This window comes from Synechococcus sp. MVIR-18-1 (genome assembly GCF_014279835.1).
GTDB lineage: Bacteria > Cyanobacteriota > Cyanobacteriia > PCC-6307 > Cyanobiaceae > Synechococcus_C.
Map to the genome: position 1 here is coordinate 2,290,081 of NZ_CP047942.1, position 17,461 is coordinate 2,307,541.

Sequence of the window (17,461 nt, forward strand, 5' to 3'; positions counted from 1 at the left end):
TAATTGGCAAGCACCGGTGTGGCAATGGGGGTGAAGCTCCTTAGATTCCCCCCATCTGATCGATGTCCGTTTCCATGGTGCTCGCCGACTCCATCACCTGGACGGGGAGCGATAGCGCCCAGCTTTATGGGCTGGAACGCTGGGGTGATCCTTACTTCTCGATCAACCCACGCGGGCATGTGAGCGTGCAACCACGCGGAGACCGTGGCGGAAGTCTTGACCTGATGGAGCTGGTGGCGGGCCTGCAGGACCGCAGCCTTGGGCTACCCCTGCTGATCCGCTTCGACGACATTCTTGAAGACAGGCTGGAACGCCTGCACGCAGCCTTCGAACGGGCGATTACTCGCTACGACTATGAGGGGCGCTACCAAGGCGTCTTCCCGGTGAAGTGCAACCAACAGCGCCACGTAGTAGAAGAGCTTGTGACCTGCGGGAGGCGCTGGCATTTCGGCTTAGAGGCAGGCAGCAAAGCCGAACTCCTGATCGCTCTCTCTTTGATGGATGACCCTGAAGCCCTGCTGATCTGCAACGGCTACAAAGATCAGCGCTACATCGAAACCGCAATCTTGGCCAGACGACTTGGCCGCAGGCCAGTTGTCGTGATCGAACAACCGGATGAAGTGCAGCGCATCATTGATGCCAGCCAGGAGCTCGGAGCTGCACCGCTCATTGGCATTCGCGCTCGGCTCTCCAGCCGAAGCACCGGACGTTGGGGTAGCTCCGTCGGAGACAAAGCGAAATTTGGGCTACCCGCACCTGAAATCATTGGCGCAGTTGAGGCCCTACGGGACGCCAACCTGCTCAGCGAGCTGCGCCTGCTTCATTTCCATGTAGGCAGCCAAATCAACGACATCGCCGTAGTGAAAGATGCATTGCAAGAGGCCGCGCGTTTGTATGTGGAACTGCACGCTCTTGGAGCCCCGATGGGCTACTTGGATGTAGGCGGCGGTCTCGGAATCGACTACGACGGCAGTCGCACCGCTACAGCGGCATCAACCAATTACTCCCTGCAGAACTACGCCAACGACGTTGTAGCCACCGTTCAAGAAGGGTGCGAACCCAACAAGGTTCCCGTACCAACACTCGTCAGCGAAAGCGGTCGAGCGATTGCAAGTCACTTCTCAGTGCTTGTGTTCAACGTGCTCGGGAGTGGTGGCCTGCAGCAACCTGCTCCACCGGTTGAACAGGATGAACCTCTGATCGTTCGCAATCTGCGCGAAACCCTTCAAGGCATTGAAGCCTTACCCATCGACACTCCTGCAGATCCATCACGCCTGCAAGAAGCCTGGAACGATGCACTCAAGTTCAAAGAAGACGCCTTAGCCGCATTCCGGCTCGGCTATCTGAGCTTGAAAGAGCGGAGCATGGCGGAGCAACTCACCTGGGCATGCGCCAGGGCCTTGCTCGATCGTCTACACGATGTAGCGAAACTGCCGGACGACCTCAAAACACTGCCGGCTGTTTTGGCAGAGACCTACTACGCCAACCTTTCGATCTTCCGCTCCGCTCCAGACACCTGGGCCATTCAGCAACTCTTTCCATTGATGCCGCTGCATCGTCTCAACGAACAACCCACACGTCTCGGCCATTTCGCCGATTTAACGTGCGACTCCGATGGCAAGTTGAATCGCTTCATCGACGACGGGAACAACAAACCCCTGCTCGAGCTTCATCCTCTCAAGCCGAATGAGCCCTATCTGATCGGGATGTTTCTCGGCGGTGCCTATCAAGAAGTGATGGGCAATCTGCATAACTTGTTTGGAAGCACCGATGCCGCTCACATCCGCTTATCCCCAGGAGGCGAATACCAAGTGGACCATGTTGTTCGTGGTGACACAAACGCAGAAGTACTGGAAATGATGGAACACGACCCAGATCAGCTACTGGAACGGTTGCGCATAGCCAGTGAGAAAGCCATCAGCAGCGGACAACTGCGTATCAGCGAAGCAAGACGATTAATGGATCACCTTGAAAGCAGCTTGCGCCAAAGCACCTATTTGCAAAGTTAAATCCATGCAAATCCATCAACACTTCAGGATGCCGGTAACAAGCCTCGGCGGACAAGCGGATCGAGATCAGCGATAGCCAGTGATCCATCCTCCGCAACAGCAACAATTCCGCGAATGCGCAATTTACTGAGCGTGCGAGAGGCCGTTTCTCGAGCGAGGCCAGCAATCAAGGCAATCTCCCGTTGAGCCAGGACAGGAATCGAAGCCTGCGGATCACTCGCAGTTGAACTTTTTCTTGCTAAGTAAGCCAGCGCATCTAATAACCGCGTGGTGGCATCAGCGCTCTGTAAGGCAAAACGCTGATTGAGGTCTCTAAGCCTTGATGCTTCCAACCGGGCCAGAGCAAGTGCAAACCCTGGTTGCTTTTCTAGTAACGCTGAAAAAGGTGCCGCACGTAATTTCACCAATCTGAGAGACGTGAGAGCAACGACATCCGCCGAACGGGAGGCTCCATCGAGGGCCGCCATTTCTCCAAAAACATCTCCTTCTCCTAGGACTGACATCACCACTTCATCACCATCGGCGGTGTAACTGCGAACCTTGGCTAACCCAGAACGAAGCAAGAATAATGACTCACCCCAGTCTTGTTCCATCACAATCAGCTGATCCGTCTGATGAGATGACTCACGATGGCGATCAAGGAGTTGCACCAGTTGCTCCTCACCTAAAGACTTAAACAGCTGCATCTCAGATAATGAACTGACAGATAATGACGGCATCTCAAATCCTTATCAAAAACAAAACCCACGCCAATTTGCAGAGCACGTGAAGGCTCTGGTCCAAGGCGAGTGTGAAGCCAAAACGACTTTTTAACCCATCAATCATGGCGTGGAGCAGCGTCTCCATCATTCCCAGCAAGGGGACATCCGTTAGGAGAGCAACCGCAAGCCCATGGGTCGCAGCATGAGAACCCAGCCACCAACTCCAGTGGAGAGTGGAATCACGACCTGGCATTTTCTCCACTGCCATGCGGTCGCTCTGCAACACAAAATCACAGACGAAATGGCCCAGCACCAAAAGAATCAGCAAATTGAGTGAATCCATTACCGATGCGGACAACGGACAACACCGCTATAGCAGGAGAGGCCATTTGGTTACACCACCATGCTGGGCGTCCATCAGCGACTGAGCCAGTTGCTGGTCACTCATCTCAAAGAACTGGATGCCGAATCTCTGGTTTACGACAGCGGAGATGTCGTGATTGAAGAGCACGAGAATGCAAACGAAATCCTGCTTGTGCTCAGCGGAGAGCTAAGCGTTGAGATCAGCTCTCAACGCGAATTAGCCCGGATCAAGCCAGGTGAAATTGTCGGAGAGATGGGTCTATTCGGCAACAATCGATATTGCGCAACGGTGCGAGTGCTCAGCGGCCCCGCAGAAATCATCCGTGTCAATTCCGATGCCTTGCTTCGCTTGGCCCTATTCGATGCAGACCTTGCCTTGGAGATCCTCGCGCTAAGCAGCACTCGCTGCAAACAAGGGAATCAACTGAACATGCTGCTACTGGACTCAATCCAGGCTCTCAACGAAGGCAACGAATCTCAACTCCAGAAATGCCTCACCCAACTAGAAACTCAAGCCGGTGGCTTTCAGGCCGCTGCTCAGCAGTTGGCAAGCATCAATAGGCGCCTGATCGATCCCAGCGCGACGACTTAATGAACAAATTTGGCTGGCTAAAAAGCCATAGCGCCATCCTGATCTTTAGCGGATTCATTGCGCTTGCAGGCTCATTCGGACAACAAGAGCTGCGCCAGGGAGAACTGTGGTTTGCCGACTGGGCCCAAGAAATCACCGGTCCAAGAACTGTGCCCAAAAAGCTGATCATCGTGGCAATTGATGATTTCAGCCTGCAACAGGCTGCCAACGCCGACCTCAGTGATCTCAATGAACTTCAAAAATTGCGTCAATGGCCATGGCCGCGTAGCACCCATGCACTGGTGCTGAGTCGCCTGATCGCAGCCGGAGCAAAGGTCATTGGTTTCGACTTGCTCTTTGATACCCCCAGCAGCCATGGCAAAGAAGACGATGCCACCTTCGCTGCCAGCCTTCGACGCCACGCCGACAAAGTGGTCTTAGGTGTGCAAACACTGAACAGTCAAGGGCCTGTTGCCGGGTTGTCCTTGCTAGATCTCACCCCTTCCCTAAGGAATGCTCACCCATCGATCAAACGCGGGCTTCTCAACGGCCGTCCAGATCGCGATGGCGTCCTTAGGAGAACGCCTGGAACCACGAGCATGGATTTGCGACAAAAGCTTGGTCCAGCAGTCCCACCCGGTATGGCATCAGCCCTTCTCAATACACCCCCAGAAACCCAAAACAAAGGGATTTCACTGCTAGCCCCTTATGGACCACCACGCACCATCCCTACCTTTTCAATCTGGGAACTGCTGGAACCCAAGGCATACGCCGCACTCAAGCAATCAGGAACGTTCCAAGACGCAATCGTTTTAATAGGCCCCACTGCAGCTGTGTTCCAAGACCTACATCGAAGCGTCTTCTCTGGCGCCGTGGGAATGCCGGGGGTCGAGATTCATGCCACTGAAGTAGCCAATCGACTTGAAGGTCGGAGCCTCCAATTCTTTCCACCCATCCCCGGTTGGAACTTGATCTTGGCCGCCCTCGCTTGTGGCCTGGGAATTGCCCTTGGTGGTATTGAACGCCCGCTACAAAGGCTGAGCGTTGCAGCTATTGCAGCAGTTGGAACCTTGTTCGTGGGGGTAGGACTCGTCACCAAAGCCTGGTTGGTCCTCCCTATCGCCAGCATCGCTGTGGCCATTCTCGCCACAGGCATCATCTCCAGCGCCGATGCCACTGTGAAGCTGCAATGGCAGCGCCGACGTCTACGCAACACCTTGGGGCGCTACCTGTCTCCCGCAGTTGCAGCAGAAATCGCAGACAAACCCAACAACGCCGAAGGTTTATTGCAAAGTCGGCTTGTGGATGTTGTCGTGCTGATGAGCGACATCCGTGGCTTCACAGCATTTACGCAATCCATGACCGCGAAAGGCGAAGTACACAAACTCGTGGACAGACTCAATGCCTATTTCAGTGAGGTTGTTGAAGCAGTCCATACGGAGCAAGGCACCGTCGATAAATTCATTGGCGATGCAACGCTCGCTGTTTTTGGAGCTCCCGTACAACGCAGTGGAGCCATGAATGCAGAAGCCGGAATAAAGACCGCCATTGCTATTCAAGAACGTCTCGAAGGTTTAAATCAGGCCTGGATTTCAGAGGGTCAAGAGCCCTGGGCCCAGGTGATCGTTCTTAGCTATGGATGGGTCGTCAGTGGCAACATCGGTAGCAACAGCCGAATGGATTACACGGTCATCGGTGATGCAGTGAATACAGCAAGCCGGCTCGAACAAATCGCGAAGCAATGCAAACGCACGATCGTGATGAGCGAAGCAGTGGCAGAACTGATCGGTGATCAATGGCCTCTTGATGATCTCGGTGAATTTCCGATCAGAGGCCAGAAACCACAACGGGTGTTCGCCCTACAAACCGCCACTGCGCAATAACAGTTCAGCCTTTATCACTCCTAGGTGATGTCCAGCGAAACAGGCATCGATGAAATTGAGACAAGGCCTGCTGGGTGTACTGGCAATCTCTTCATTGACGGTGCCCGCTATGGCTGCACCATTTCAATCCGCCACGATCAGGCGGATCGTTGACGGGAAAGAGGTGTTCATAGACAAGAAACCAGCACGTATTCAGCAAACAGCAGGTCATGGTCAAGAACTCAGTACTGGCAAAAGTCGTGCTGAACTTTTATTTGATCGCCGTGCCCTGGGATTCCTCGGGACTAACAGCTTGATCCGTCTCGGCGAGGAATGCTTTCGCCTCGACAAAGGCCAAGTGCTGATTAATGGACCGCAAAGCGGTTGCCTTGGAAGCAAGGTGCTTGGTATCCGCGGGACGACATACGTACTCAACGCGCTCAATGAAGGGGGATACAGACTTTCAGTTTTAAGCGGCGCGGCGAGCATTTCAGAAGAAAAAACACCTACATCTGGTGAAAACGCCCCAGATATTCTCGAGCAATATCCCCGTCTCAATCCTGTGATCGGATTTGGCTCGAGCGCATGGGGAAGCAATGCCAAAGGTGAAACGCTCGGACAAGCCGCAGGTCTTATTTTGGGTGATGCCTCATTTTTCGTCCCTCTAAGCCAGAGCAATGGGAGCAAATTGTTGTACAACTACTCCACGGCAAGCAGCAACTTTGACAACGCATGGGGAGCAAGTACTGAATTTGGTTATAAGTGGTTTGATCCCAACAACCGCAGCATTACATCTCTGTTGGTTGGCTATGACGGATGGGAATCTCCAGGATGTTTCCACTCTCAATTAGCCGTTGGTGGTCAATGGCAAAAGGGACGCTGGCAATTTGGTGCCACCGGAGGAGTACCAATAGATGGCTGTGATAACAACCTCGGATTCGCCATTGGGCAACTCGGAATCCCTGTAGTCAATCTAGGTGAACAATCAGTCTTACTATCTTTATCTCCCTACGTGATGCATGGCATCGGCAACACCTATGGCGGCGGGCGACTTGGACTGAACGTACCGGTGGGAGAGAACGTGAGTCTGTCGGCTTACGGGCAGTACGACGAACTTCTGGACACAGTGGTCGGCGGACAGATCAGCTACCGCTTCAGCACCAATGGCGGATTCATCAACGATCCCAATCTCCAGAGACAGACTCTTGCTGCTCCTATCCCGTGGCAGGCAGGTGAATTCAAAAGCGAGCGCCCTATCCAGTTAGCGGTAGGAGGAGACATTTCCGTTCTCGGTCAAATGATCACAGCTCCATCAGAGGCTGTGTCAGAACAGCTAACGCCAACCAAATCCAGCATCACAATTAAGGCAGGGGAAGAGGCTGTTTTGGATTCTGACGGAAGACTTATCAGCAAAAATGCAATGTCGCGTGAGCGATTTTCACAGCTCATTCAGGAAACAATGGAAGGACAAAACCTTCTCCCAGAAAGCCACATGATCGGCGTTGTCTATCAACAACTCTACGGCCTGCCAAATCAAGAACTTCTCTCCATTCTCGGATCTGATTGGCTCATTGCTGCACGCCGGCCTTATCCACGCTTAAGGGGAACCAACAACTTAGTCATCCCAGAGAATAAGTTACCGAAGGAAGAAGTTGAAGAAGTTGAAGAAGTTGAAGAAGTTGAAGAAATCACACCAGAAGCCATTGTTCTGACTTACGTGTGCAAGGCTTACGGAAATTCACCCAATTTTGATTACTACAAGGGACAAACACCGCCGAATTCGGGTGGGAACCTTACGCAAGCCACGCGATTCACAACTACATCAAAAGCGTCTGCAACCTGTAGCGGCAAAAAAGCAGGGTCAACGGGCAATGATCCCACTAGCCCTAATTTCCTCTAATCAATTGCGATCAAATAACGTTTTACATACAAAAAATCTTTACAGGGACAGCAAATTTTGAATTAACGCAATGAAGCAATCCCTTTGCTTTGAACATATCCTTAATGCCCTCGTATCAGAATAATGCCAACAAATAACCAGAAATCCTCATCCTTACTAGAAGCATTAAACTCCTAAAAGCAGGAGCTATACGAAGTCATACTGGAACACCTACTCTCCTGTCATGCAACTCAGACTGCACGAACGCCTCCAGAGTTTAAAAATGGTGGCCAGCCTCGCCACATTTCTAAAAAATCCAGGCTCCCTTAACAGCATCTTTGCCGTATCAAACAGCATCAAAGACGGACCACTGGGCGAACAAACCGTCCGCCACCTGCTCTCAAATCCCCAATTCAAAGCCCTCGTGGACGAAGGCTGGAGACCGGATCCCATTGACCTACAAAAACTGCAAATGCTGCCTGAGGGCAGCCTCGGACGTTGCTATGCCAATCAGTTGATCAGCCTTGGAATCACTCCCGACACCCTGATCGACCCCTCACCTGTAACCAACGCAAACGAGTTCGTGATTCACAGGCTCAAAGAAACGCACGACATCGTGCATGTGCTCACAGGGTTTGGCATTGATGGCATCAGCGAGATCGGTCTTCAGGGATTCAACCTCGCTCAAAACCGCTCGCCTCTTGCAGTCATGCTGATTTTTGGATCCATGCTCAGCAGCCTGCAAGACGATGCACCACTCGAGCCCCTGCTGCGCGCGCTGGCCCATGGCTTCCAGATGGGACTTGATGCAGAGCTCGTTGTGAGCCGAAAATTAGAAGAGGGCTGGGAGCGGCCACTGAAAGAGTGGCGCGAGCAGTTAAAGCTTCCCTTAGACACTGAAGATTGAACGGCATCAGCAAGGGCAACTGTCAGGCCCCTGCAGCATGCATTTTGATCGCAGAAATATCGGGAAACAAGGCAGCTCTCACCAAGCGGTGAGAGCCATCAAAGTCATCCCAAATGATGTTTTAAATCGTCGCTAGCCGCCTCAAGCGCCCCATCCAAAGCTCCTCCATCGCGTCCACCTGCCTGAGCGAGATTCGGGCGACCGCCGCCGCCACCGCCGCAGCGCTTAGCAATCGCGCCAATGAACTTGCCCGCCTGCTGACCTTGCGCGATCACAGCTTTGCCAAACGCTGCCACCAAAATCACCTTTCCTTGGTCGCTTAGATCAGGCAAACCTCCCAATACAACAGCCGTGGAATCACCCAACTGATCCAGCAATCCCAAGGCAGCGCCCTGTAAGCCGTCACCATCCACACCATCAAGACGGGCCACCAAGAGCTGGTACTCACCAACCGCTACGGCTTGGGTAGCCAAGGCCGCTGACTTCGCAACAGCGAGTTCAGCGCGTGCCGCAGTCAACGCTTTTTGGCTGCTCTTCAGTTCCTCCTGCAACGCCGACACACGCTCAACGATCTCGCCGGGCTGAGCCTTAAAGCGATCACCGAGCTGCTTCACCACGACCTCACGCTCATTGAGATACGCCAGCACAGAAGCACCAGCCACCGCTTCAATCCTGCGGATCCCAGCAGCAACACCGCTCTCACTCACGATCTTGAACAGACCGATCTCGGCCGTATTGCTCACATGTGTACCACCACAAAGCTCCATCGACACACCGGGAACATCAACCACGCGAACCACGTCGGAATACTTCTCGCCAAACATCGCCACGGCTCCAGCAGCTTTTGCTTGATCGATCGCCATCTCGTTGACGTCTAGACGGTGCGCATCGCTGATCCAGTCATTAATCAAGGCTTCGATCTGCTCGAGCTCCGCTGGCTTCACCGCCCGCGGGCAGTGGAAATCGAAGCGCAGACGCTCGAAGTTGACCAAGGATCCAGCCTGGCCGATGCCTGGATCCACAACCTGTTTCAGTGCCGCTTGAAGCAAGTGGGTAGCCGTGTGATTCGCTTGAGCGCGACGGCGGCAGGCACGATCCACTTGACCATGCACCACATCACCAACGCCGAGACGTCCACGCTGAACCCTGCCGCTATGAACAAACACTCCGCGGTTGCGACTGACGCCCTCAATCACAACGATCAAACCATTGCCATCAGCTCCATCGCCGACGAGAAGGCCGCGATCACCCACTTGACCTCCGCCCTCTCCATAAAAAGGTGTGCGGTCCAGCAGCACTTGCACCGCATCGCCATCCGAGGCTGAGGCAGCCGCTTCACCGTTAACCAATAACGCCTGCACGCTGCTGCTGCTCGACATTGAGAGTTCATATCCCTCAAACGCCGTGGCGTTGAGATCTGCCGCCACTTGATCGATCGCATCTTGCAGCGTGAGATCAATACTGACTGCCGCGGCCTTGGCCCGCTGACGCTGTTGCTCCATCGCCTGCTCGAATCCGGCCAGGTCCACATCCAGGCCCTGCTCTTCGGCAATTTCCTGGGTGAGCTCCAGGGGAAAGCCGTAGGTGTCATAGAGCTCAAAGGCTTGGGCTCCACTGATCTGTTTGGGCTTGCTCTCAAGAACATCTGCCAACAGCTTCTCCCCCCGCTCCAAGGTCTCTAAGAAGCGCGACTCCTCCCTCTGAAGCTCTGCCAAGATCACCTCCTTCCGCTCAATCACCGACGGGTGGGCGTCCTGGAGGAGTGCGATCGAGGCCTGTCCCATCGTGACAAGAAAGGGTTGATGAATGCCCAACAAACGGCCATGCCGCACCACTCGACGTAAGAGACGGCGCAGGATGTACCCCCGCCCCAAGTTGCTTGCCGAAACTCCATCACAAATCAGTTGTGTCACAGCACGGCTGTGGTCACCAATCACCTTGAGAGACGTTTGTTTTGCATCGTCGAGCTGGTGGTAGTCGACCCCAGCAAGATCAGCTGCCGCTTGAATGAGGGGAAAGATTAGGTCTGTTTCATAGTTATTAGGGACCTTCTGCAGGATCTGAGCCATCCGCTCCAGGCCCAGGCCAGTGTCGATGTTCCGGTTTGCAAGCGGCGTGAGAGTTCCCTCAGCGTCGCGGTTGTATTGCATAAACACCAAGTTGTAGAACTCGATGAAGCGGTCATCGTCCTCGAGATCGATTCCTTCATCACCCAGTTCGGGCTTGAAGTCGTAGTAGATCTCCGAGCAGGGGCCACAGGGCCCGGTCGGGCCAGACGCCCAAAAGTTGTCGGCTTCGTCCATGCGGATGATCCGCTTGGGATTCACCCCCACCACATCACGCCAAATCTGTTCGGCCTCATCGTCTTCACGGAAGACACTCACCACCAAATGCTTGGGGGCGATACCAAAGACATCCGTACTCAGCTCCCAGGCCCACTCAATCGCCTGTTGCTTGAAATAATCGCCGAAGGAAAAGTTGCCGAGCATCTCAAAAAACGTGTGATGCCGCGCTGTACGGCCCACGTTCTCGATGTCGTTGGTGCGAATGCACTTTTGACTACTTGTGGCCCGCGGCGCTGGCCGCTTCTGCTGCCCGAGGAAGACCGGCTTAAACGGCAACATCCCCGCAATGGTGAGCAACACCGTGGGATCTTCTGGAATAAGGGAGGCGCTTGCCATCACCTTGTGGCCCCGCTCCTCGTAGAAGCTCAGGAATGCCGCCCGAATCTCCGCACCGGTGCGGGGGGTGGCAGCAGCGGATCGCGACGAACGTGCAACAGCCATGGCGGATTCCGCGTCAACAACAGATCGAACGGCCATGATCGCCCCTGAGCCGCCGCGCCCCGTCGTCGCACCGTCTCCTGCCACCGACAGTCGCGATCGCCTGCGCCGCCTCTCCATCGGCTGGGCCTGTCTTGCTGGCCTAACAGCAGGCCTTTGCAGCCTCCCCTTTGGCCTTGAAATGGCGGTCCGCTCCAGTGGCTGCGGATTGTTTTATGGCCTTCTGGCCTTTCATCTCGAGCGGGTGGACTCCAACGACTCTCACCTGCGTGCTGGCCTCGTTGGAGCGGTCTGTGGGTTACGAAGCCTGGGAATGTCGTTACCTTCCCCCTTGGCAGGGGCCGATGCCCTGGCAGTATTGGGATTGGATCTCCTCATTGGGTGGTTGCCGTTGATCGGCAGTGCACTCGTGCTTTACGGAACCCAACGCATGTTTTCTGCGTCGCGGCCATGAGCCTGCTGCACGCCACCTGGCTCCCGGCCATTCGTACTCCGACCAGCTCTGGACGAGCTGCCCTGTTGGTGTGGGCTGACACCTGGCGCGTTGCCGAACCCGCAGGCCCAAGTACAACCCCCGCCCTTCACCCCTTCACCCTCAGCCCAGATGATCTCAGGGCCTTGCTGACGGAACGGGATCTCTTGCCCGACGGCATCATTGACGCCACGGCATGCCTCACCCTGCCGAGCCGCAGCGTGAAGCCCCGAAAGAAACGCGGCACAGTAACCAGCAGCACTGAAGAACCGGGCTGGACAGGCCTTCCCTTACAAGCTGGAGAGCCGATCCCCAAACAAACAGAGTGGTGGCCTTGGCAGGTACAGGGCCTCGCCATTGAACCGATGGCAGCTACCGCCTGGCTCTCCAAACTTCCTCTTTCAGGACGTCATCCTGAGTTAGCGGATGAGTTGCGCTGGTGGAGTCACATGCAGCGATGGTCCCTCAGCCTCGTCGCACGAAGTCGCTGGCTCCCGCAAGTGGAGCTGAGCAAAGGTGAGGGCTATCCCCATCGCGCCCGCTGGGTACCGCTCCTGAATCGGGAAGAAGACCGGCGCCGCCTTGAGGACCTGGCCTCAGGGCTTCCTCTCGTTGCCACCTGTGCCCTGCCTTGGCGAGAACCCACCGGCAAACGCAGCAACCGGATCACCAGGCTCAGACCAGAAGCCATGCGCGCCGCGAATCCAGTGGCTTGCTGCCGGCCTCGCAGCGGACGACTACGGGTCGCCACGCTGTTGGCCGATCTGATGGATGCGCAACTGCGCAAAGGCTTCACCCCTAACCATGAAGGCTTGGATCCCCTGCTACGCGCCTGGGAGGAGGCCTTGAGCTCGGACTCAGGTGAGCTCCAACTCAGCGATGAAGAAACCGAACGCCTAGCCACCGCCAGTCATCACTGGCGTGAAGGGGTTGCTGGAAATGTGGCAGCGGCCCGCGCCTGCTTGGAACTGGCAACACCAGCAGACGATGAGGACCTTTGGCCACTGCGCTTCTTTCTGCAAGCAGAGGCAGATCCAACCCTCAAGCTGCCCGCGGGAGCGGCCTGGGCTGCAGGCCTCAGCGGCCTCCAACTTGGGGAAATCAAAGTGGATCAACCCAGCGAGGTCTTGCTCGAGGGCATGGGCCGAGCCCTGACCGTGTTCCAGCCGATCGAAAGGGGGCTAAACAGCGCCACACCCGAGAGCATGCAGCTCACACCAGCTGAAGCCTTTGTTTTGGTGCGCACAGCAGCCCGACAGCTGCGGGATGTGGGCGTAGGCGTTGACCTACCACCAAGCCTTTCTGGAGGGTTAGCCAGCCGGCTTGGCCTCGCCATCAAGGCAGAGCTCTCCGAGCGCTCGCGAGGCTTCACGCTCGGTGAAAACCTCGACTGGAGCTGGGAGCTGATGATCGGCGGGGTGACGCTGACCTTGCGAGAACTTGAGCGATTGGCTGGAAAGCGCAGCCCTCTGGTGCGTCACAAAGGCGCTTGGATCGAACTACGCCCCAATGACCTCAAAAATGCCGAGCGCTTTTGCGCCGCCAATCCAGACCTGAGCCTCGACGACGCGCTTCGACTGACTGCCACCGAAGGCGACACGATGATGCGCCTGCCCGTCCATCAATTTGATGCCGGTCCGCGGCTGCAAGCCGTGCTCGAGCAGTACCACCAGCAGAAAGCGCCAGACCCACTCCCCGCCCCCGAAGGATTTTCGGGTCAACTCAGGCCCTATCAAGAGCGAGGACTCGGCTGGCTTGCCTTCCTGCATCGCTTTGACCAAGGCGCCTGCTTGGCCGATGACATGGGCCTCGGCAAAACGATCCAGTTGCTGGCCTTTCTGCAACACCTCAAGGCAGAAAACGAACTCAAGCGAACGGTGCTTTTAATCGCACCCACATCCGTGCTCACCAACTGGAAGCGGGAGGCAACAGCGTTCACGCCCGAGCTCAATGTGCATGAGCACTACGGTCCAAAACGCCCCAGCACCCCAGCAGCACTGAAGAAAGCGCTGAAGGATGTGGATCTCGTGCTCACCAGCTACGGCCTGTTGCAACGCGACAGTGAACTGCTCGAAAGTCACGATTGGCAAGGTCTCGTGATCGATGAAGCGCAGGCGATTAAAAACCCCTCCGCGAAACAAAGCCAAGCCGTCCGTGACCTGGCCCGCCCCAAAAAGAACAGCCGTTTTCGCATCGCACTCACTGGCACACCGGTTGAAAACCGCGTCAGCGAGCTCTGGGCCCTGATGGACTTCCTCAATCCACGGGTTCTGGGAGAGGAAGAATTTTTCCGGCATCGCTATCGCATGCCAATTGAGCGTTACGGAGACCTGTCATCCCTTCGCGATCTCAAAGCCAGGGTGGGACCGTTCATCCTCAGACGGCTGAAAACCGACAAATCGATCATCTCGGATCTGCCCGAAAAAGTGGAATTGAGCGAATGGGTAGGTCTGAGTAAAGAGCAGAAATCCTTGTATGCCAAAACCGTTGAAGACACCTTGGATGCCATTGCCCGCGCGCCGCATGGCAAACGTCATGGTCAGGTGTTGGGTCTGCTCACCAAGCTCAAGCAGATCTGCAACCACCCTGCCCTTGCCCTCAAGGAGCAGGGAGCCAGCGAAGATTTCCTCAAGCGGTCCGTGAAGCTGCAACGCCTCGAAGAAATTCTGGACGAGGTGGTTGAAGCTGGGGATCGAGCCTTGCTGTTCACCCAGTTCGCGGAATGGGGCAAGTTGCTCCAGGATTATTTGCAACGTCGCTGGCGCAGTGAAGTGCCCTTCCTCAGCGGCAGCACCAGCAAAAGTGAACGGCAAGCCATGGTTGATCGCTTCCAGGAGGATCCGCGCGGGCCTCAGCTTTTCCTGTTGTCACTCAAGGCTGGCGGAGTCGGCCTCAACCTCACGCGCGCCAGTCATGTCTTTCACATCGACCGTTGGTGGAATCCCGCCGTTGAGAATCAAGCCACGGACCGCGCCTATCGCATCGGACAAACGAACCGGGTAATGGTGCATAAGTTCATCACCAGCGGCTCCGTTGAGGAGAAAATTGACCGCATGATCCGCGAGAAGTCCAGACTGGCGGAAGACATCATTGGCTCCGGCGAAGACTGGCTAGGAGGCCTCGAAATGGGACAGCTCAAAGAGCTCGTAAGCCTGGAGGACAACCAATCATGAGCATCACCCCACCAAGCGGGATTAACACCTCGATCAGTGACGACGGTCTGTCCCAGCAACCCTGGTGGGTTGAGCAGTGGATGGAGCTCATCAATTCCTACCGCTTTAAAAAGCGCTTGGAACGGGCCTGGGCCTACGCGCGAGAAGGTCATGTGACCTCCATTCGCTTTGAAGGCAGGCGGGTGCATGCCCGCGTCCAAGGCACAGACGAAGACCCATACAAAGTGAAGCTCTGGCTCGACGTTCTGAAAGATGAGGACTGGCGCTACGTGCTCGAAGCGCTCACGATGAAGGCCCGCTGGTCCGCTCAACTCTTGGCCGGGATCATGCCAGCCGACATCGAACGGGCCTTCGCTGCCAGTGGTCGGCGTCTGTTCCCGTTCAAGCTTCAAGAGGTGAGGAGCGAATGCAGCTGTCCAGACAAAGCCAACCCTTGTAAGCACATCAGCGCCGTTTACTTCTTGATGGGAGAACGGTTCAGTGAAGATCCGTTTGTGCTGTTTCAGCTGCGCGGTCGCACGCGAGCCAAGTTGCTGGAAGACCTGGCGGCGTATCGCCTACAAGCCATTGCGGAGAGCGCAAACCAGAGCGGCAACGCAGAAGCGCTTGCGATCGACGCCAGCAGCAGCGAACTCAATCCTCCCCATCCCGCAGTTCTCGATCCAACGCTTTGGTGGCGTTATGACGCTGGACTCGACGGAGACCTCGTGGTGATCACCCCAGCGATGGAAGGGGACACGGGACTGGACGCTGCAGGTGAACTGCCTCTCGCTGAAGAGCCCCGCTTTCCGGAGGCCAAGCCCCGGTTCTTGCAGCACCTCCGCGACCAGGGACAAGCCATGGCGCAACAGGCGATGTTGGAGGCGATGGCAGCGGGGAATTAAGCCATGACGGGCATGATTTCAAGCACCACGGCGCCTTGGTTGAGGCCCGACACCCAGGCGTTAATCAACCGCTTGCTGATCTCCTATCAACGGGCCTTTGCTCAACCCCTACTGGTGGGTGATCAGGGCATTCAGTTCCATCGCACAGCAGCGCAAGAGGTTTTCGCGAGTTCTATCGCTGTGTTGGCTCATGACCACAGTGCTGACCCGCTGCTGACCTATGCCAACGGCACTGCCCTGCGGCTCTGGGGGCGCAATTGGCAGACCATGGTGGGCATGCCCTCCAGGCTGACGGCTGAAGAAAGTGCGCGACGTGAGCGAGCAAGCGCCCTTCAGCAAGCCCATCAACGGGCTGGCTTCAAGGGCTATTGCGGGGTTCGAGTGAATCAAGAGGGCCGGCGTTTCATGATTCACAACGCGCGAATCTGGCCCCTCTTGAACACAAATAATGAGTTCTGCGGTCAGGCCGCTGCTTTTTCCAGCTGGTGGTGGCTTTAAGTCCTGAAGCAAACGGGATGACTGCTTGTTCAGGCACCCCAACCAAAAGCCGACCAACCGATAAACAGCAAGCTAAAGCCTGTCAAAAAGGCCAGGCCAAACCAAGTGAGCACTCGCATGGCAGGGCCATCGCGATGCTCTACCGCCACCAAGTCACTATTCATCGTGTCCATCGCCATCCAGGCAAACAACGGAGCTGTCAGAAAGCTTCCTGTCATCGCACCGAAGACAAAATCTTTCACGCCAATCCCGCCACTGAACGCAAACAGCAGGGCTACCAATGCGGCCATTAGATGCAGCACCAACCACACAGACAGCCGGCGCTGCTGAGGAGCTGAGGCCAAATCCCCTCGATCAGACCCCTGCAACAAGCCTTGGATCGCCGAAATACTGCGTGGATAGGCATCTAAACAGGTGAGCGTGGTGCTGAACATCGCCGCAAATGCGGCCGGGACAATCACCCATGCAGCCCAGCCACCCATCGCTTCGGTGTAGAGGCGAATGAGGTTCTGAGCAAAAGACACCCCACTACCCGCAAACATTCCCTCACCGGTGCCATACATCGTGTAAGCGCCCAGAATCACAAAGAAGACAGCCGTCACAACAGTGACCGCATAGCCAAGGTTGAAATCAAATTCGGCCTCCTTCAAAGACGCCGAATGCTTGCTGTCTTGGGCGCGCGAGAACATCCACAACGACGGCCACACGCACATCTCCACCGGACCGGGCATCCAGCCCATAAGGGGAATCAGGAATGCCAAGTTTGCCGCTGTCCAGGGAGAGGGAGTCGTGCCCACCCAGGTGGCTGCCACATCGCCAACAGAACCACGCAACAACAGGGTCAACGCGGCCACACCAGAAAGGATGGTCAGCAGAACAACCAGCACTTTTGAAAGACGATCCAGCGCCCGGTAGTGCCCGAGCAGAAGAATCAAACCACTCACAGCCAGCACGGCGATCGCCAAGCCGAACGTATTGAAATTCGCCAACAGCGGCACATTGGTCAGCAAGAGTCCGGCCACAAAGCTCACCGCCGCAATCGTGAGCGTTCCCGTCACCAAACTGACGAGGAGATAAAGCGGGAGGTAAAAGCGATTACGGCGCTGAAACCCCTCTAATAACGTCAATCCAGTCACTGCTGTAAAGCGTGTGCCCACCCGCAGGAATGGATACTTCACCAAATTGGTGAGCAGGATTAGACCCAATAACGCAAAACCAAATCTCGCCCCAGCCGTTGTGGACGACATCAAGTGAGACCCGCCAATACAGGCCCCCGCCATCAAAATCCCCGGCCCCAAGCTTTGCCTGAGACCAGCTGCCGAACGTGGGGCGGAGGTGGCCATAAAAAGTCGAATGCTT

14 protein-coding genes are annotated in these 17,461 nt (G+C 55.9%); 10 read left to right on the plus strand and 4 right to left on the minus strand.

Annotation, left to right across the window (positions count from 1 at the left end; genetic code table 11):
* The first annotated feature begins 62 nt into the window (after positions 1–62).
* Positions 63–2,009 (plus strand): biosynthetic arginine decarboxylase, encoded by a 1,947-nt coding sequence (speA, locus tag SynMVIR181_RS12400; RefSeq protein ID WP_370593854.1) that lies wholly within the window; start codon positions 63–65, stop codon positions 2,007–2,009.
* Between the two features lie 23 nt (positions 2,010–2,032).
* On the opposite strand, the gene SynMVIR181_RS12405 is transcribed toward speA, so the two are convergent.
* Both SynMVIR181_RS12405 and SynMVIR181_RS12410 read right to left on the minus strand, forming a co-directional pair.
* The gene (locus SynMVIR181_RS12405; RefSeq protein WP_255444312.1) at positions 2,033–2,695 is read right to left on the minus strand and encodes a Crp/Fnr family transcriptional regulator; all 663 of its coding nucleotides are present in this window, start codon (positions 2,693–2,695) and stop codon (positions 2,033–2,035) included.
* A 34-nt stretch (positions 2,696–2,729) separates the two neighbouring features.
* Complete coding sequence (locus tag SynMVIR181_RS12410) at positions 2,730–3,053, minus strand: DUF3307 domain-containing protein (RefSeq protein ID WP_115070815.1); 324 nt, start codon at positions 3,051–3,053, stop codon at positions 2,730–2,732.
* Between the two features lie 90 nt (positions 3,054–3,143).
* On the opposite strand from SynMVIR181_RS12410, the gene SynMVIR181_RS12415 reads away from it, so the two are divergent.
* The 5 genes from SynMVIR181_RS12415 (at position 3,144) to SynMVIR181_RS12430 (ending at position 8,292) form a co-directional block, all read left to right on the plus strand.
* Positions 3,144–3,665 carry a cyclic nucleotide-binding domain-containing protein gene (locus SynMVIR181_RS12415; RefSeq protein ID WP_186589440.1) on the plus strand — a complete coding sequence of 174 codons (522 nt, stop codon included), beginning with the start codon at positions 3,144–3,146 and terminating at the stop codon, positions 3,663–3,665.
* On the plus strand, positions 3,665–5,527 hold the full coding sequence (locus tag SynMVIR181_RS12420; RefSeq protein WP_186589441.1) for a CHASE2 domain-containing protein: 1,863 nt from the start codon (positions 3,665–3,667) through the stop codon (positions 5,525–5,527). Before SynMVIR181_RS12415 ends, SynMVIR181_RS12420 begins: the two co-directional genes overlap by 1 nt.
* A gap of 27 nt (positions 5,528–5,554) precedes the next feature.
* Positions 5,555–5,680 carry a hypothetical protein gene (locus SynMVIR181_RS13360; protein WP_255444313.1) on the plus strand — a complete coding sequence of 42 codons (126 nt, stop codon included), beginning with the start codon at positions 5,555–5,557 and terminating at the stop codon, positions 5,678–5,680.
* Complete coding sequence (locus SynMVIR181_RS12425; RefSeq protein ID WP_255444314.1) at positions 5,637–7,406, plus strand: hypothetical protein; 1,770 nt, start codon at positions 5,637–5,639, stop codon at positions 7,404–7,406. The genes SynMVIR181_RS13360 and SynMVIR181_RS12425 overlap by 44 nt, the downstream gene beginning before the upstream one ends.
* 223 nt (positions 7,407–7,629) lie before the next feature.
* Positions 7,630–8,292: a Coq4 family protein gene (locus SynMVIR181_RS12430; protein WP_186589443.1), complete on the plus strand. Its 663-nt coding sequence runs from the start codon at positions 7,630–7,632 to the stop codon at positions 8,290–8,292.
* Positions 8,293–8,396: 104 nt separating this feature from the next.
* Here SynMVIR181_RS12430 and alaS read toward each other — a convergent pair whose 3' ends face one another.
* A complete protein-coding gene (gene alaS / locus SynMVIR181_RS12435; RefSeq protein ID WP_186590681.1) occupies positions 8,397–11,078 on the minus strand; it encodes an alanine--tRNA ligase in 2,682 nt (893 codons plus the stop codon).
* Between the two features lie 34 nt (positions 11,079–11,112).
* Between alaS and SynMVIR181_RS12440 the strand changes: the two genes are divergently transcribed.
* From SynMVIR181_RS12440 to SynMVIR181_RS12455, 4 genes are read left to right on the plus strand one after another with little or no spacing between them, the layout of a single operon-like run.
* Positions 11,113–11,529, plus strand: a complete 417-nt coding sequence (locus SynMVIR181_RS12440; protein WP_186589444.1) for a hypothetical protein — start codon at positions 11,113–11,115, stop codon at positions 11,527–11,529.
* On the plus strand, positions 11,526–14,720 hold the full coding sequence (locus SynMVIR181_RS12445; protein WP_186589445.1) for a DEAD/DEAH box helicase: 3,195 nt from the start codon (positions 11,526–11,528) through the stop codon (positions 14,718–14,720). The genes SynMVIR181_RS12440 and SynMVIR181_RS12445 overlap by 4 nt, the downstream gene beginning before the upstream one ends.
* The gene (locus SynMVIR181_RS12450; protein ID WP_186589446.1) at positions 14,717–15,604 is read left to right on the plus strand and encodes an SWIM zinc finger family protein; all 888 of its coding nucleotides are present in this window, start codon (positions 14,717–14,719) and stop codon (positions 15,602–15,604) included. The genes SynMVIR181_RS12445 and SynMVIR181_RS12450 overlap by 4 nt, the downstream gene beginning before the upstream one ends.
* 3 nt (positions 15,605–15,607) lie before the next feature.
* Complete coding sequence (locus SynMVIR181_RS12455) at positions 15,608–16,102, plus strand: MEKHLA domain-containing protein (RefSeq protein WP_186589447.1); 495 nt, start codon at positions 15,608–15,610, stop codon at positions 16,100–16,102.
* Positions 16,103–16,131: 29 nt separating this feature from the next.
* On the opposite strand, the gene SynMVIR181_RS12460 is transcribed toward SynMVIR181_RS12455, so the two are convergent.
* Complete coding sequence (locus tag SynMVIR181_RS12460; RefSeq protein ID WP_186589448.1) at positions 16,132–17,445, minus strand: NRAMP family divalent metal transporter; 1,314 nt, start codon at positions 17,443–17,445, stop codon at positions 16,132–16,134.
* Positions 17,446–17,461 lie beyond the last annotated feature (16 nt).

Coding starts and splice junctions, on each gene's coding strand:
- speA (WP_370593854.1), top strand. CDS start 63: ATGTCCGTTTCCATGGTGCTCGCCGACTCCATCACCTGGACGGGGAGC.
- SynMVIR181_RS12405 (WP_255444312.1), bottom strand. CDS start 2,695: ATGCAGCTGTTTAAGTCTTTAGGTGAGGAGCAACTGGTGCAACTCCTT.
- SynMVIR181_RS12410 (WP_115070815.1), bottom strand. CDS start 3,053: ATGGATTCACTCAATTTGCTGATTCTTTTGGTGCTGGGCCATTTCGTC.
- SynMVIR181_RS12420 (WP_186589441.1), top strand. CDS start 3,665: ATGAACAAATTTGGCTGGCTAAAAAGCCATAGCGCCATCCTGATCTTT.
- SynMVIR181_RS13360 (WP_255444313.1), top strand. CDS start 5,555: ATGTCCAGCGAAACAGGCATCGATGAAATTGAGACAAGGCCTGCTGGG.
- SynMVIR181_RS12425 (WP_255444314.1), top strand. CDS start 5,637: ATGGCTGCACCATTTCAATCCGCCACGATCAGGCGGATCGTTGACGGG.
- SynMVIR181_RS12430 (WP_186589443.1), top strand. CDS start 7,630: ATGCAACTCAGACTGCACGAACGCCTCCAGAGTTTAAAAATGGTGGCC.
- alaS (WP_186590681.1), bottom strand. CDS start 11,078: ATGGCTGTTGCACGTTCGTCGCGATCCGCTGCTGCCACCCCCCGCACC.
- SynMVIR181_RS12440 (WP_186589444.1), top strand. CDS start 11,113: ATGATCGCCCCTGAGCCGCCGCGCCCCGTCGTCGCACCGTCTCCTGCC.
- SynMVIR181_RS12445 (WP_186589445.1), top strand. CDS start 11,526: ATGAGCCTGCTGCACGCCACCTGGCTCCCGGCCATTCGTACTCCGACC.
- SynMVIR181_RS12450 (WP_186589446.1), top strand. CDS start 14,717: ATGAGCATCACCCCACCAAGCGGGATTAACACCTCGATCAGTGACGAC.
- SynMVIR181_RS12455 (WP_186589447.1), top strand. CDS start 15,608: ATGACGGGCATGATTTCAAGCACCACGGCGCCTTGGTTGAGGCCCGAC.
- SynMVIR181_RS12460 (WP_186589448.1), bottom strand. CDS start 17,445: ATGGCCACCTCCGCCCCACGTTCGGCAGCTGGTCTCAGGCAAAGCTTG.